Raw genomic sequence first — 14,651 nt, 5'->3', positions numbered from 1 at the left:
TCGTGATTATAAAAAAGCATATAATGGTCCAAATCCATTAGATATTGCATCAGTTCTCAATTTCTCTATTTGATAACCATAATTGTTTGTGTAAGCGATACTACTATAGTGGTCTTTATTTTGTCTCAACCTTTTTGCCTGAACCCTAGCCCTGAAATTGAAGTTGTTTGTCAGTATCCAAAATTCAAAATCAGCACCTGTCGTTCTTGCTTCTTGAATTCTATTAAACAATTGATATGATATATTTGGGTCAAGGTCGCTAAGCTTATAGGAAGCAATCAGTAATTGATTCTTCACCAACTTCATCTAGTTGGATAATCTATTTTAAAACTTCCTGTGAACATCTTTTGATTGTAGTACACAACCATTATTCTTTTTTATTTTTCGGACTCTCTTGATTTGCACGGTTTTCCGAAAGCAGCATCAAAGGCAAGTTCTGCCTGTTCCCTGATAAGTTTATTGCTGTTTCTCATTTTATGTACAATGACAGTCCAATTCCAATTACTGTATTGTAAATTGTCTATGTTGATTCCGTTTACACCATTTTCTATTTTTAGGCAAACAGTATAATTAGGTTCTCCCAATTTTCTATTTTGGTTATAAGTATCATTGGCTAAATGGCTCGAAATTCTTTTTCTAGTTGAATAAGAGTGACCGCGATAAATAGCTACCTGTTTATTAAATTTAAAACTGCATTCATTGTCATCGAATTCATTATCGGTCAGAATAATGTAAAATCCCGGACTGGCATAAATTTGATTAATATCCTTTTCTGATTTAATTGAGGTAATTTCAATATCTCTATGATCACAGTTGTAATCAAAACCTTCGAAATATTCTTTTAAGTCATTCTTAATGTTTTCAGTAACATTAATCAGTTCAGATTTATATTTTTCGACTCGTTCCTTCAACTTCTATTTAATGAATGCCAACGGTTTTGGCTATGGAACTTAGCGTTTAAATAGCCAATTAATTATTGAACTAAAAATAAACAAAATAAAAAGAAAACCAACTTAGATGGAGAAAAAAAGCAGCTATGTTTTATATTCGTTGTTGTGTTTTCGTATTTATTTCATTAAGTAATTTGTCGGTGTTTTTCCAAAATTCTTTTTAAAAGTAACTATAAATGAACTAACGTTTTCATATCCTAAATCAAATGCAATTTCTTTTACACTTTTATTTTCTCCTAACTGTTTAACTGCTTCCATTAATTTTAACCGCATTTTCCAGTCCCCAAAACTCATACCTAGTTCTTTATTAAACAACCTAGAAAGAGTTCTAGGGCTAACAAATGATTTACTAGCGTAGTAATCAATTGTATGCTGACTTGACAAATCATTCATTAAAGTATCTAACACTAACTTTATTCTTTTGTCTTGACTTGTTGGTAAAAAAGTTTTACTTGGTTTCAAATCAGAGAGTTCATCTAAGAATACTTCGATAATTCTATTTTGTTGTTGAGTAAATATATTTGGATTAGAAAAGGAAATTATTTTTTCTAAGATACTTTTTAAAAAATCTGAGGTTTCAAAAGCAAAACTATCTTTTGGTAAGTTACCCAACTTAGATTCATCTATAAAAGCAGTATTAACTTTTACATTATTAGGAAAATAAACCTGATGTTCTTCGTTACTAGCAATCCAAACACTTTGTAAAGAATTAACTATCCAAATATTGTTTTTTGTAACAACTTCCATAATGCCCGTATTACATGATATAAGTTGAGCTCTTGTATGTGCGTGTGAATTTGCACATTTTGAATTTTGAATATGTTCTGAATATGTTGTAACAGGACGTAATTCGTCAATCTCAAAACCATAATCTACTTTAACACTTGTCTTGTAATCAATATTCATTGTCCAAATATAGTAATCAAGACTCTAAGATAAGTTCCAATCTTTGTAGAAAATTAAAATATTAAATTTATGGACACTAAAAAACACAATGAAAACATTGTAGAGCAATTTTCAAAACAAGCAAGCGGTTATAGTGCGATAACTTCACATAGCGATTCTTTAGAGAAATTAATTTCAATAACATTGGCTTCTAAAAAAGATGAAGTTTTAGATATTGCTTGTGGTTCTGGCATTGTCTCGTGCGAATTTGCCAAACACACCAATCATGTAACAGGTATTGATATGACTCAAGGAATGCTTGATGAAGCAAAAAAACTACAAACAAAACTTAATCTTAAAAACCTTACTTGGCAGATAGGAGATGTTGAGAATTTACCTTATGACGATAATAGTTTTTCAATAGTAGTTTCTAGATTTGGTTTTCATCATTTTTTAAATCCTCTTAAAGTATTGTCTGAAATGAAAAGAGTTTGTAAACCTAATGGAGTAGTTATGATTGTTGATGTTTCTTTACCGGACACTAAAATTAAAAAATACAATGAAATGGAGAAAAACAGGGATTGTTCTCATGTTGCCGCACTTTCATTAACTGAATTTTCTCGTCTTTTTGAAAAAGTAGGCTTCAAAAATGTCAATGCTGATTTTTATTCAATGAAAATTGGACTTAATGAGCAACTTCAGGCATCTTTTCCGAGTGATTCTATTGCTCTAAAAAATATGATTATTGCAGATGTTGGAGTAGATGATTTAGGAATAAATGTCACAGAAATTAATAGTGAGTATTTTCTACATTATCCGATTCAAATATTTTCTGCAAAAAAATAACTAATTAAGAGTCCCTTTTTATAAGAATGGACTCTTTTTTCGTATGGAACACAACATTTGTACAACCACAACAAACAGCTATACAATTGTAGTTATATCGTTTATGTATGCAATATATTACTTTTTAATAAGCCATTAAATAAAAAAACTACATTTTACAATAAAATGTAGTTTCTTATATACGCTTACTTTTTTATATTGCTGCTAAGTCATAGTCTTCTTAAAACTGTTAGTTAAAAAACAACTATTAACTTTGGGGAACTAGGCTAGTGCTTTTCATAGGAACCGGTGTTCTAGTTATTGGCAGCAGTTATTTCTTCTTTGCTTGTTCTAAAATTTTGTATTCTATAATCATTTTTTCAATTTGAAGCCTATGCCTTAAAATATGAACTATTGCGTGTTCAATGATAGCTTCTAAATCATAAGTTGTCCAAGAAGTTTTAATTATCGTATTCAACAATTCTTCATCCGTCAGAAGCCATTTATCTTCAAAAGTTTGAACAGTATATTCAAACATTTTATCAAGCTCTAATATACCTTGTTGGGTTTTTGTAATTTCTATTTCAGGAACAACATAACTGTTTCCAAATCTTTTTCTAATATGGTTTGCATATACATATCCAGAACGAACGATATGTACAATTAAATTTTTTACTGACTGAAAGTCCGTACCAGCTTCTCTGTTAAACACTTTTTTAAATTCAGCATCAGAAATCTTGACGAGTAGCGTTTTTAATTCCTCAAGAGCTCTTTCATACTCGTCAGTTAAAGCTCCAATAGCACCTTTTCTATATGTTTTATTCATTTTTCACTTCGTTTTCTTAATTCTGACTAACGTTTTTTAATTTATTTAAAATCAAGCATTTGTAAATCAAAGATCTTTATCGGTCAAAGCAAATTTATCGATTTGTTTTTTAATTCTCTTGACAAGTCCGAGTTTTTTCTTTTGATCCAAAAACAGGTATCCTTCCGGATTGATATAGGGTATTCCCTTTACTACCATATTCCAAATGATAACCGCGAGCTTTCGTGCCGTTGCACTAATTGCCGATATTCTTCCTTTGCGGAAGTTTATCCTCTGGAAAAAAAACCCTCAGCGGAGTAGAATCCTTTAAATTACCAATGACATTGACAGCATTGCGCAATGCTATTTTAAGGCGGTTGCTCCCTTTTGGCGCCCTGCTCGATAGAGCTTTTCCTCCACTTACTTTATTGTTTGGTGTCAAACGGAGCCATGAGGCAAAATGCTTTGCCGTAGTGATTCTTTTGATGCCCTCTATGCCCACTTCGCTCATCAAGGGAAGCTAGGCTAGTGCTTTTCATAGGAGCCGGTGTTATGTGCTGCCTTTTTTATTTATCTGGTTCAATGTGTATTAAAACATGCCCTAAATTTGGTATTTCATTTCGCAAACAGTCCTTTAAATTATGTGCAATATCGTGTCCTTCCTTAACAGAAATTTCTCCATCAACTATTGCGTGTAAATCAACATGGTATTTCATTCCTGCTTTTCGAATAAAACATTTTTCTGTTCCAACTACACCTTTGACTTTTATAGATTTTTCTCTAATTTCTTCCAATAAGTCGTCATACAGATGTTCATCCATAATTTCTCCTAAAGCTGGTCTGAAAATCAAATAGCTATTGTAAAGAATGAAAATAGAAGCGAATAAAGCGGCCCAATCATCAGCTGTTTCATATCCTTTACCCAAAATTAAAGCTATAGAAATACCGATAAATGCCATAATTGAAGTTATTGCATCACTTCTATGGTGCCAAGCATCTGCTTTGAGTGAAGAGCTATTGGTCTCTTTACTTTTTTTGAGAACTATTCTAAATGAGATTTCTTTCCATAAAATGATGCACCCAAGTACAATTAACGTCCAAGGTTTAGGAGTTTTATGAGGTGTTTGAATATTTTGAATGCTTTCGTAGGCAATAATGGTTGCTGATGTTACTAGAAAAGCGACTACCAAGAACGTTATTAGTGGTTCAATTTTTCCGTGTCCATATGGATGATTTTGGTCTGCTGGTCGTTTTGCGTATTTTAAACCAAATAGAACAAGTAGAGAAGAGAAAATATCAGTTGTTGATTCTATTGCATCTGCAATGAGTGCGTATGAATTACCAAAGAATCCTGCAAGTCCTTTAATCAAAGCTAAACTGGTGTTTCCAATTATGCTAAAATAGGTAGTTCGTATAGCAGTTTGTTCGTTATTCATTCCGTTTTTCGGTATTACTTTTTAACAAGCCATTAAATAAAAAAACACCTTATTGTAAAATGTAGTTTCTTATATATGCTTTCCTTTTATATTACTACAAAGTCACAGGCTTAGCCGATTCCTTACCTTGGTAAACAGTAAATTTCTTGTTTTTAATGATTTATATTTTTTAGCAGTGTCAAAATTTATTGATTTATTTGAAATTAGGAGTTGTGCAACAACTACTGGTGTTGTGCAACGTTATTTTTTATAGGATAGAACTGTTCATACAGGTTGCTCCTTTTTTTATTGCTTTAATTTTTTTCTTAGTCTCTCCTTTAGCTTCTAAATCGTAGGACTTACCCTCGTCCGTATCTGGAACTCTAATTAATTCGATTTCAGATTCAGAAAACTGATTTAATTGAGTTTTTGATAATGAGAAAGCAAAAGAATATGTAGAGAAGTTTTGCGATTTAGACATTGACATCCCCATACCATATCCAAAAGGATTAGATGAATAATTTATTAGTTCTATTTTAGGAATGGATTTCCTAATTGTTTTTAAGTTTAAAATATTTCCGTTCTCAAGCTTGAATAATATTTCTGTTCCTTCTTTGAATTCTGTATTTCTTTCTCCTCTATAACTGAATATTATTTCAAATTCGATTTTTTTGTCGATTACTTGAAAGTAAACAGTTTTATAGTTGTAGTCAAAAGATATTTTTTTTTCATTAGTAAACGGGTCTGTCTCGTCCACACATCTCTGTGAAAACGAGTTTAATGAAATTAGAATTAAAGTAATAAATAGTAAGGTTTTTTTAATCATTTTAATTATTTATTGGGGTTTGTTTCAATGTTGCACAACACTCGCATAACCACAACAAATAGCTATACAATTGTAGTTATATCGTTTATATATGCAATATATTACTTTTTAATAAGCCATTAAATAAAAAACTACATTTTACAATAAAGTGTAGTTTCTTACATATGCTTACTTTTGCTTTAATATCGCTACGAAGTCATAGACTTCTCGGAACCAGTTTTTATTTCCAGCTGGTTCCATTTTTCTTTCCAACCCTTTTCTTGAATTCGTTCATTGTAAGTGGCTAAATCAAATCCTGGTGTAGGAATCACTAAAAGATTAAATAAGTCTTCCAAACCATAAGGCGCCATATACTCAATGCGGTTTTTGGAATTCAATCTTACAGCTATTGAAGTTGCAGTCTCTGGCCAAAAAGAAATGGCTTCATGACAATCTGCATATGGTTTGTGTCCATTTCTGAGGTGCATCCTTGCTTGATTTTTTACAGACCAATTCAGATTTAGATGCATTGATTTTAGCTTCGTCTCAATTTGTGAGTCATTTTCTTTAATCGGGTTTGTTTTGTCAAAGTATATGATATCAATATCATTAAGTTCGGTGCTTTCTTTTCCGTGTTTTACATCCCAAACCTTATTTCTCACAAAACCAGCGCCAACCCAAGAATCATTTAGCTTTAAATCCCTAACGATTTTTAAAACATAAATCATCCATAAATCACTTTCTATGATTTCAATAAGTTCCTTTTCTAAATTTAGACTCATTTTTTGTAGTTATATAACACATATTACTCATAACATATATTACTCAAAGGGGTTATATCTCGGCTATAAGCAGTCGGAGATTTTATACCCAAACCTTATATTTTAGCACTGACCTTTGTTTTATTCACTTTTACTTAATTTAAAATTACTTATAACCGATATGCCGTTAGGCTTTGTTTTTTATATTCATTTATTATTTCGTCATCCCATACTTGGGCTTCTATGTATTTATCATATTTTAAACTTTCTTGGATTTGAGATTTTTCCTCAGTCGGCAGTCCATACACATTTATTAGGTCATTCATTTCGTTTAATAAGAAAACTTGTCCATTGCAATCTTTTCTATATGCTTTAAGTTTTGGTTGGTCATAAAATTGAAATGATACCATACTGTCAGGATAAGTAAAACTTATATGTTCGGTTTTAAAGTCAGTTAAAGGAATTTTTATAACTCCAGGGTTTACATACCAAGATTTAGCCCAATTACATTCACCTAAAGTGAAGTAGAAAGGGTCATTTCTGCTTGGTTTTCCACCTTTCAAGATAAATTGTTTTTTAATTCTTTTCTCTAATGAAAATCTTAAGTCAAGATAGTTATCAGGCCTTTTGCTATTAAATCCTTTGGATATTTGAGCCTGAATGCTTTCAGCTTTTTCTAATCCGTGTTCCGTAATATTTCTAAATGGTCCATTGTCAAGTTCGTAATAGTGAAATAAAAATTTTGGGATGTTCATATTTTTCTCAAATAAAGCCTAACATTCGTATAACCACAACAAACAGCTATACAATTGTAGTCATATCGTTTATGTATACAATATATTACTTTTTAATAAGGTATTAAAAACAAAAAAACTACACCTGTAAATGTAGCTCTTATATATGCTTACTTTTGCTTTAATATCGCTACGAAGTCATAGACTTCGTAGAGCTGGCGTTCGCCACTGACTTTGCTTGTAGATGAATTCTTTTCATATTCTTGAGCCTTTCGCAGTCCTTTTTCATCTACATTAAAAGATTTTGAGTAGACATTAATTGAGTCTCCTCTTTTTACTTTTCTTACATATTGAGCTGGTTTTGGCATTGTTTTTTAAATAATTGCTAACTTTTTGCGAGTATGAGAAGTAGCGGATTAAAAGCACTGACCTTTGATTTAGCACTAAACCCACTATTTCTTATAAACGCTGTTTGCAACTGGGCTTTTTTAGCTCCAATCTTTGTTAAATAATTTTCTGTCTTTTGATAATTCCAATACTTTCGTCTTATTTAAAATATTAATTGATTCTTTGCTGTACTTATTGATTCCGTCTATTGAAATAAATATCTGGTTATCAAAACTTATATATTGTTCTATTATTTTATCTACTGATACATCTTCTATGTTCTTAAATAGAATAGAATCGTGTATTAAAAAAGGTAAAACGGTAAGCTTCAAAATAGCTAAATCAAATTCGATAAGGTCAGCATATGATTTCCCCGTTCCCGTATTTGATGAATGGTCATAGTGATAAGATTTTCTATCTATTTTAATTTTAGGAATCTTTTTATCTTTAGTATGTATTTTCTCGTTGATGTCGACTAATTCTTTATTGATTGAAGTTTCAATATCCTTTAAAATCGAACCAATAAGGCTTTCAATATTAATTTCGATTATTTTGACTTCTTCAGTAATATCAATTTTTTCCTGATAGAATCGATTTTCATTTTTGAGTTTATTAGATTCAATAGTCAGTTCATATATTTTATCAACTATATACTTGGGGCTACTTACATTGCTAAGTAATGACGTAATTTTTAAATCTATCTCATCTATTTTAGAAACAAAAAATTCGCTTTCTTTCTCCAATATATCTTTAGTCGCATTTAATTCCCTTGTTAATATTGAGCTTATTTTATTATGAAAAGTTTCTATTTCTATTATTTTTTCTTCGTTTGGATTTTCAAAAAAAGTTGATAGCTTATTAAGATGTTTGCTTTTTATACTTTTTTGATTAAGGTTTAAATCAATGCGTTGGATTTTATTTAAGATTATTGACTGTTCTTTTAATAAATGACTTTTTTCCACTTTAAGGTCAATAACTTCCTTATTCGTTAATTCTTCAATGTTTAGTGTAAATTTTAAAATATTGTCTTTTATATCTGATATTTCTTTTTCAATAATCTCTAATTGTCTGTTGTTTTTTTCAAAAGTTGTTTTTGTGATTCTTGGAATGTAATTCTTTTGAATCGCACCATTTAAAAACTTCTTTGAATCTTTTTTGTCTTTTAGATTTTCCGTAGCCTCAATAATTTTATGATAGAAGCCAAATAATTTAATTATTCTTGAAATTGAATCTCTATCAGGTTCTTTAGGAAAAGAGAGTAAGGGCTTATCAACGCTATAATTCTCTTTACCCCAAATTCTAGAAAATAAACTCACAACGTCCCTAAAAGAGAAGTGGGAATAAGTTATTCCATATTTTTCTAAAAGTAAAGCTGTATATTCTCTTGTTGTTATATTGCTTAAAGCATTATATTGAGAGTCACAAATACTCACGCCTTCCGGATTTTCTGTTTGTCTTGAAAACCAAAATTCTTTATTCTCAAATATGAATTTAAAGTTGAAAGTAAAATGACCTAATTGTTTTATACTTCCTGAATTTTTGGTCAAAAATGTATTTCCTCCAAAAACAAAATCAATAATCATTAAAAAAGTAGACTTACCAATAGAATTGGTTGAAACATCATCTCCAAGAATTGAATTTAATCCCTTTGTAAAAACAATTGTGGGCTTTATAAACTGAGGGCAATTAATTTCTTTTAACATATTCAATGTTTTCGTTTTCAAAGTCTACATTTATCATATCTAAAGCGTACAACACATCAAGTGATACGATGAACTCATCAGTGTTTTTAAACTTGTTTTTTGTTTCATTATACAACTCGTGTATGTTTATTATCAACTTTTTTCTCTCCTCTAAAATGGAAATCATTTTATAAATAATTGATTCTTCAAAGCGGATATTTTTATTTGGATAAATCATTTTTAAAAAATTTCGCAGTTTTGGATAAAGTATGAAATTATTATTTCTGAAGCCTCTCGATTATCTTGTTTGGTTTGCTTTTGGAGCCAATCTACCATTGCTTCAAAAATCTGTTTTTGATTAGTACCTTGTTTTTTTAATAGTAAATAATGTGTTTTAACTTGAGACGAAATAATTTCTGTTGTCATAGGTTCTACAAAATCTATTTCTTTGAATTTCGCTCTAATTTTAAAAAAATAGTCCTGAACATTTTGATGAATTTTTCTTTTAGTAAGTAGTGTAATAGTGCCATCAGTCTTATCGTCTATTGTTTTTGGACTATATTCAAGGTTGTCATCAAATTCAAAATCTTGGTCAACTAGTATTTCAATTATTTCAAAAATTTGCTTTTCAATTGTTGTTCTTGACCACAGTTCTTGTTCTTTCTTTCTTTTTAGAATATCCTTTTTCTTTTTAAATAGTTCCCTGTATTCCTCAACTGTTTTATCCTTATCATATCTTTTGTGGCAAGGATTACATAAACAAATTAAGTTGTCTCCGTGGTCTAAATCGGCATTAAGCTTTTCTTCATTTTTTAAGAGTTCAACTTCTTTTGTTAATGGATTTAAAGGGTAAATATGAGCAATCTCAAAACCTTTTTGATTCCTACCATTCTTCTCATAGACCAATACAGTCGGGCACAAAGGACAAATACCATTAACCTCTGAATGTAGAATCAGCTGTTCATTTGGTGGTATTTTTCTTCTGTCTTTTCCCATTTTTTATCTCTTTTCGATATTATTTTTAGACTTGTTGTTAACGTGTTTATATAAGATTAATTACGTGTTTTAAGCACCTAATTTAGCAAATACAAACCGAATAGAAAATCCGCGAGGATTTTCGTAAGTAAGCTTGCAATAGCAATTAAATTTATACGGCTTTGTTGCCAACAGTATTTTATTCAGGTTTGACCTTGTTGATCATTTCTAAAAACTTATTGATTTTATCCAAATCCATATCACTTTTTGAACTTTTTTCTGGTTTCCTATTTCTTAATGGATCTTGGTGTAATTCATTTAGAACTTGAGTTAGATAATCCGCAACTTTGTCTTTGTCGATTTCCTTTATTTTGTTAGAAAAAGCCAATATCGATTTTGTTAAAACTACTTTGTATTCATAATCTTCTTCCAAATTTCGAAGTATCACAAATCTATTTGCACAAAATACGGCTCCTGATATACCAATAAATGTCAATACTATTCGACCAATTATGAATCCTACATTTTCAGTATCTGCAAAACCTAAATCGAACTTCCATATATTTATTTGCCCGCCAGTAAGTAAAAAACCAAATAATAGTGTTATTAGAACAAAAACGCTTGCTCCAATTAACCAATAACGTTTGTTTTTGGATTCAGAAATTTTTTTTAGTCTAGAGCTATATGCTTTTGCTATTCCTTCTGTTTGTTTTAATTCTAAAGCATTTTCAGCTTCTGTGATTAAAGAATTGACTTTTAATAGTTTGTCCGACAACTCTTTTTCTATTGAATCTTTGAGTTTATTATAGATTGTCTCTAATTTCTTTTCGTTGTCCTCAATGTTTGATGCGAAAGCTAGAATTTCTTTTTTTCTATTCTCTATTTCTTGTTCGGCTTCTGTTATTGAAGAAAATTTTTCTTCGATTTCGGTTTCATCTTTTTCGTATTTTATTTTTAATTCATCAGCTTTTTCGCTTATTACATTTATATTCTCAGCATCTTCTTCTACTTGGGCTTTTATCTCATCAATCGAGTTTTTTATTTTTTCAGAATCTTGAATATCCTTTAATAGTCTTTTGTAACGTGTGCGCAGACTATTTACTTCTTTAACTTTTTCCTCAAAATTTAAACTTTGAGCACTTAAATCTAATAATCTGCTATTATGAATTGTTGTTTCAAGAGCATTGAATTGAGGGATTATTTGACTTGCGTTAGTTGAATAATTTTGAACATTTGCTAATTGTGAATTTATAGCATTTCTTTGATTGAAGGGTAATTTTTCAAAAGTACCATTATCGATTGAATCCGTTAACAAATTTCTTATCTCTGCCATTCTATCATAAACTTCAAGTATTGTTGTTTCTTGACTTGAATGAGTTGGATTGGAAGCTTTTAGATTTTCTAAATTCGATTGAAAACTTGCATTTTCTAGAATTTTTAATGTATTTTCTGTTGTTGGTTTCATTCAGTTCGGTATTGTTGGCAACAATTGTATAACCACAACAAACAGTAGTACCATTGTAGTTATATCATTTATATGTTTACGAATATAATAAAAAACCACCTACAAAAAACATTTTTAAAATGTAATCTAGGTATGGCAGCAGTCTTAGTTTAGTTTCATTCGTCCTTTGTTCGGAGAAACCCCCTTCTAAAAAATAGACACGTTGGCTTTCATTTATTCAGGTTCAATTGAATGCAGCAAATTAAATTCTAATTGTCCTTTTTCATTTAATTTGTATCTATAAATCGCCCTTCCTTGAATGTGTCCATCATCAAAGTCTGCAATTAACCATTCACTACTTAAAAGTTGGATATTTCCGAAATGCATTGTTCCGCCTAAAACTGCTTTTAAAGGAATTAATTCCGTTTTTTCTCTAAGATTATTTTCTATAAATTCCGTTGAATTTTTAATGCCACTTTTAAGGAACTTTTCTCCATCATATTCCGCATCATACCAATAATTTGATTTAGGCTTTTCTTCAGTCAATATTTTGGTTAGAGAATCATTTTTTATTTTTAAACTATCAATTTTTGCAAGTAGATTTTCAGTCCGATTAATTTCCGTACAACCAAAAATCCAAATTGAAGTCAGAATCATTAAAGTTATTTTTTTCATTTTTTCAGCTTGTGTATGATAATTGAATACAAATAATTATCCATGCCTCTATTGCATATACTTACAAATGTAATAAATATTTACCCACTAATAATACAATGATTGGTTCTCAATTTAGTTTCATTCGCCCTTTGTTCAGGCAAACCCCCATCCAAACAACAGACCCCAAACCCATAGCTGAACAAAACCCGAACAAAACTCGAACAAAACCCCTACTTTTTTCACCCATTGTGTCAATATGTGTCAATGTGTGTCAATTTGTGTCAATTTGTGTCAATTTGTGTCATGGATTTGCAAACTAACAGCATTATCGATTTACGATTTACGATTTACGATTTGACAAATTCAGAATTCAGAGTTTTGAATCATTGTTGTTCGATAAAACTTTTACAATTCACTGCAAACACAGTGATAATGGCTTTTTAAAGAGATTACTGATTTGTGGGCTAGCTTTTTGTAATAATATAAGTTACTTAACGATTATTAAAACAGGTATACAAATAAATGACTGAATATCAGTTTATTATTATTAGTCTATTTTCTTTATTCTTTATTCTATTTTCTATATTCTTGTAGCGAAGCCTTGAATCTTTAATCGTACACTAATGATTTTGAATTTAGGACAACCATCAACCAAAAACCCTTTCACGTTTCACAACTCCCGACTCCCGATTCACCTTTCACGATTCACGATACAAAAAAAAATCCCAAGCAAACGCTCAGGATTTCATTCTTTATTATTAATTACCAATTGCTAATTGTTCATTGTAAATTGCTAATTGTCAATTGTTCATTGCTAATTGTTCATTGCTAATTGTAAATTATTCCGGGTGCATAAAGCGTTGTTTTGCTAAAAGCTCCTCTTCGGTTTCTACATGGTCCTCGTCTGGCACACAACAATCTACAGGACAAACCGCAGCACACTGTGGCTCGTCATGGAAACCTTTACATTCTGTACACTTATCTGGCACGATATAGTAAATCTCGTCGCTTACAGGTTCTTGAGCCTCATCCGCATCAACCTCACTGCCGTTTGTTAGTACTACTTTGCCTGTTAAACTCGTACCATCTTTGTAACGCCAATCGTCTGCGCCTTCATATATTGCTGTGTTTGGGCACTCAGGTTCGCAAGCACCACAATTTATACATTCGTCTGTTATAATAATTGCCATAGTGTTTTTTCTTTCTAACTTTGTACTCGCAAAAATAACGCCAAAAGTATTCATAACCAAATTAACCATGCAATTACAACAAAGAATTTCCGCATTTGTGAAATTAGGAGACTTTTTAAGTCAATTTTCTAATGAAGTAATTCAAAAAAAAGAGAATGTTGAACACAACGAATTATTCTTTGATGGATTTAAGCATCAATTAAAATTGGCAGAAGAACACAATGGCTGGTTCACCCCCGAAAATATTAGATTTGCCATTAAAGGCTGGGTAAATGCTTTAACCCAAGACAATTTAACCAAGTGGCTCGCTCCTTACAATATGAATGTTACGACGCCAAAAAAAGTGGCCATTATCATGGCAGGGAACATCCCGCTGGTAGGGTTTCACGATTTTTTATCGGTGTTGATTACGGGGCATAAGGTGCTGGTAAAGCAATCATCAAACGATAAGCACCTGCTACCCTATTTGGCAAAATACCTAGAATATGTAGCTCCCGAATTTAAAGGAACCATACACTTTACGGAAGAAAAAATTGAAAATTTTGATGCCGTAATTGCCACAGGAAGCAATAATACCGCACGCTATTTTGAATATTATTTTAAAGGAAAACCATCTATTATTAGAAACAACAGAAACTCAGTAGCTGTTTTAACAGGACAGGAAACCGAAGACGATTTAATAAACCTAGCCGAAGATATTTTTAGATACTACGGCTTGGGCTGCCGAAACGTATCGAAACTGTTCCTGCCCAAAGGTTATAATTTTGATGCCTTTTTTAATGGCATGTACCACTGGCATCCTATTATAGACAAAGCGAAATACGCCAATAATTACGATTATAACAAAGCCGTTTATTTAATGAGCGAATTCGATATGCTGGAAAATGGTTTTTTAATGATAAAAGAAGACCCGAGTTATGCCTCGCCAATCGCTACCGTTTTTTATGAATATTATGACGATATGTCTCAATTAAAATACAAATTAGAAGCCGATAAAAGTCAAATTCAGTGCATTGTTTCTAACGGATTTACAGAAAACGAAATCGCATTTGGGGCGACACAAAAACCTCAACTTTGGGATTATGCGGATAGTATCGATTCTGTTGAATTTTTGTTAGCAATTTCCTAAAAAAATT

The 14,651-nt window shown here is 30.9% G+C and carries 18 protein-coding genes; 2 read left to right on the top strand and 16 right to left on the bottom strand.

What is annotated here, in order from left to right; translation table 11 throughout:
• Positions 1–6 precede the first annotated feature (6 nt).
• The 3 genes from ACGLWY_RS14495 to ACGLWY_RS14485 all read right to left on the bottom strand — a co-directional run bounded on the left by ACGLWY_RS14495 (position 7) and on the right by ACGLWY_RS14485 (position 1,856).
• On the bottom strand, positions 7–306 hold the full coding sequence (locus ACGLWY_RS14495) for a DUF6615 family protein (protein WP_396620389.1): 300 nt from the start codon (positions 304–306) through the stop codon (positions 7–9).
• A 71-nt stretch (positions 307–377) separates the two neighbouring features.
• Positions 378–911: a hypothetical protein gene (locus tag ACGLWY_RS14490; protein WP_396620388.1), complete on the bottom strand. Its 534-nt coding sequence runs from the start codon at positions 909–911 to the stop codon at positions 378–380.
• 156 nt (positions 912–1,067) lie between these two features.
• Complete coding sequence (locus ACGLWY_RS14485) at positions 1,068–1,856, bottom strand: AraC family transcriptional regulator (RefSeq protein ID WP_396620387.1); 789 nt, start codon at positions 1,854–1,856, stop codon at positions 1,068–1,070.
• Between the two features lie 69 nt (positions 1,857–1,925).
• On the opposite strand from ACGLWY_RS14485, the gene ACGLWY_RS14480 reads away from it, so the two are divergent.
• Positions 1,926–2,681, top strand: coding sequence for a class I SAM-dependent methyltransferase (locus tag ACGLWY_RS14480; RefSeq protein WP_396620386.1), 756 nt, complete (start codon positions 1,926–1,928; stop codon positions 2,679–2,681).
• A 310-nt stretch (positions 2,682–2,991) separates the two neighbouring features.
• On the opposite strand, the gene ACGLWY_RS14475 is transcribed toward ACGLWY_RS14480, so the two are convergent.
• From ACGLWY_RS14475 to ACGLWY_RS14415, 13 genes are all read right to left on the bottom strand, one after another.
• Positions 2,992–3,486, bottom strand: a complete 495-nt coding sequence (locus ACGLWY_RS14475; protein ID WP_396620385.1) for a DinB family protein — start codon at positions 3,484–3,486, stop codon at positions 2,992–2,994.
• 235 nt (positions 3,487–3,721) lie between these two features.
• A complete protein-coding gene (locus ACGLWY_RS14470) occupies positions 3,722–3,976 on the bottom strand; it encodes a transposase (RefSeq protein ID WP_396620384.1) in 255 nt (84 codons plus the stop codon).
• A gap of 55 nt (positions 3,977–4,031) precedes the next feature.
• Positions 4,032–4,901 carry a cation diffusion facilitator family transporter gene (locus ACGLWY_RS14465; protein ID WP_396620383.1) on the bottom strand — a complete coding sequence of 290 codons (870 nt, stop codon included), beginning with the start codon at positions 4,899–4,901 and terminating at the stop codon, positions 4,032–4,034.
• 247 nt (positions 4,902–5,148) lie between these two features.
• Entirely contained in the window at positions 5,149–5,706 is a 558-nt protein-coding gene (locus ACGLWY_RS14460; protein WP_396620382.1) for a hypothetical protein, read from the bottom strand.
• 188 nt (positions 5,707–5,894) lie between these two features.
• Positions 5,895–6,467: a nucleotidyltransferase family protein gene (locus ACGLWY_RS14455; protein WP_396620381.1), complete on the bottom strand. Its 573-nt coding sequence runs from the start codon at positions 6,465–6,467 to the stop codon at positions 5,895–5,897.
• Between the two features lie 149 nt (positions 6,468–6,616).
• Complete coding sequence (locus tag ACGLWY_RS14450) at positions 6,617–7,201, bottom strand: hypothetical protein (RefSeq protein ID WP_396620380.1); 585 nt, start codon at positions 7,199–7,201, stop codon at positions 6,617–6,619.
• Between the two features lie 149 nt (positions 7,202–7,350).
• A complete protein-coding gene (locus ACGLWY_RS14445) occupies positions 7,351–7,548 on the bottom strand; it encodes a hypothetical protein (protein ID WP_396620379.1) in 198 nt (65 codons plus the stop codon).
• Between the two features lie 120 nt (positions 7,549–7,668).
• Positions 7,669–9,270 (bottom strand): DUF2326 domain-containing protein, encoded by a 1,602-nt coding sequence (locus ACGLWY_RS14440; protein WP_396620378.1) that lies wholly within the window; start codon positions 9,268–9,270, stop codon positions 7,669–7,671.
• Positions 9,254–9,487, bottom strand: coding sequence for an ABC-three component system middle component 7 (locus ACGLWY_RS14435; RefSeq protein ID WP_396620377.1), 234 nt, complete (start codon positions 9,485–9,487; stop codon positions 9,254–9,256). Before ACGLWY_RS14435 ends, ACGLWY_RS14440 begins: the two co-directional genes overlap by 17 nt.
• 2 nt (positions 9,488–9,489) lie before the next feature.
• A complete protein-coding gene (locus tag ACGLWY_RS14430; protein WP_396620376.1) occupies positions 9,490–10,245 on the bottom strand; it encodes an ABC-three component system protein in 756 nt (251 codons plus the stop codon).
• Between the two features lie 178 nt (positions 10,246–10,423).
• Positions 10,424–11,689 carry a hypothetical protein gene (locus ACGLWY_RS14425; protein WP_396620375.1) on the bottom strand — a complete coding sequence of 422 codons (1,266 nt, stop codon included), beginning with the start codon at positions 11,687–11,689 and terminating at the stop codon, positions 10,424–10,426.
• Positions 11,690–11,902: 213 nt separating this feature from the next.
• Positions 11,903–12,343 carry a hypothetical protein gene (locus tag ACGLWY_RS14420; RefSeq protein WP_396620374.1) on the bottom strand — a complete coding sequence of 147 codons (441 nt, stop codon included), beginning with the start codon at positions 12,341–12,343 and terminating at the stop codon, positions 11,903–11,905.
• Between the two features lie 821 nt (positions 12,344–13,164).
• Positions 13,165–13,515 (bottom strand): 4Fe-4S dicluster domain-containing protein, encoded by a 351-nt coding sequence (locus ACGLWY_RS14415; RefSeq protein ID WP_396620373.1) that lies wholly within the window; start codon positions 13,513–13,515, stop codon positions 13,165–13,167.
• Between the two features lie 67 nt (positions 13,516–13,582).
• On the opposite strand from ACGLWY_RS14415, the gene ACGLWY_RS14410 reads away from it, so the two are divergent.
• Complete coding sequence (locus tag ACGLWY_RS14410; protein WP_396620372.1) at positions 13,583–14,644, top strand: acyl-CoA reductase; 1,062 nt, start codon at positions 13,583–13,585, stop codon at positions 14,642–14,644.
• The last annotated feature ends 7 nt before the right edge of the window (positions 14,645–14,651 follow it).

The organism is Mariniflexile sp. HMF6888 (assembly GCF_044335535.1).
In the GTDB taxonomy this organism is placed as follows: Bacteria; Bacteroidota; Bacteroidia; order Flavobacteriales; family Flavobacteriaceae; genus Mariniflexile.
Note: the sequence above shows the minus strand (reverse complement) of the source record. Positions and strands in the feature narration are given on the sequence as shown.

Coding starts and splice junctions, on each gene's coding strand:
- ACGLWY_RS14495 (WP_396620389.1), bottom strand. CDS start 306: ATGAAGTTGGTGAAGAATCAATTACTGATTGCTTCCTATAAGCTTAGC.
- ACGLWY_RS14485 (WP_396620387.1), bottom strand. CDS start 1,856: ATGAATATTGATTACAAGACAAGTGTTAAAGTAGATTATGGTTTTGAG.
- ACGLWY_RS14480 (WP_396620386.1), top strand. CDS start 1,926: ATGGACACTAAAAAACACAATGAAAACATTGTAGAGCAATTTTCAAAA.
- ACGLWY_RS14475 (WP_396620385.1), bottom strand. CDS start 3,486: ATGAATAAAACATATAGAAAAGGTGCTATTGGAGCTTTAACTGACGAG.
- ACGLWY_RS14470 (WP_396620384.1), bottom strand. CDS start 3,976: ATGAGCGAAGTGGGCATAGAGGGCATCAAAAGAATCACTACGGCAAAG.
- ACGLWY_RS14465 (WP_396620383.1), bottom strand. CDS start 4,901: ATGAATAACGAACAAACTGCTATACGAACTACCTATTTTAGCATAATT.
- ACGLWY_RS14460 (WP_396620382.1), bottom strand. CDS start 5,706: ATGATTAAAAAAACCTTACTATTTATTACTTTAATTCTAATTTCATTA.
- ACGLWY_RS14455 (WP_396620381.1), bottom strand. CDS start 6,467: ATGAGTCTAAATTTAGAAAAGGAACTTATTGAAATCATAGAAAGTGAT.
- ACGLWY_RS14450 (WP_396620380.1), bottom strand. CDS start 7,201: ATGAACATCCCAAAATTTTTATTTCACTATTACGAACTTGACAATGGA.
- ACGLWY_RS14445 (WP_396620379.1), bottom strand. CDS start 7,548: ATGCCAAAACCAGCTCAATATGTAAGAAAAGTAAAAAGAGGAGACTCA.
- ACGLWY_RS14440 (WP_396620378.1), bottom strand. CDS start 9,270: ATGTTAAAAGAAATTAATTGCCCTCAGTTTATAAAGCCCACAATTGTT.
- ACGLWY_RS14435 (WP_396620377.1), bottom strand. CDS start 9,487: ATGATTTATCCAAATAAAAATATCCGCTTTGAAGAATCAATTATTTAT.
- ACGLWY_RS14430 (WP_396620376.1), bottom strand. CDS start 10,245: ATGGGAAAAGACAGAAGAAAAATACCACCAAATGAACAGCTGATTCTA.
- ACGLWY_RS14425 (WP_396620375.1), bottom strand. CDS start 11,689: ATGAAACCAACAACAGAAAATACATTAAAAATTCTAGAAAATGCAAGT.
- ACGLWY_RS14420 (WP_396620374.1), bottom strand. CDS start 12,343: ATGAAAAAAATAACTTTAATGATTCTGACTTCAATTTGGATTTTTGGT.
- ACGLWY_RS14415 (WP_396620373.1), bottom strand. CDS start 13,515: ATGGCAATTATTATAACAGACGAATGTATAAATTGTGGTGCTTGCGAA.
- ACGLWY_RS14410 (WP_396620372.1), top strand. CDS start 13,583: ATGCAATTACAACAAAGAATTTCCGCATTTGTGAAATTAGGAGACTTT.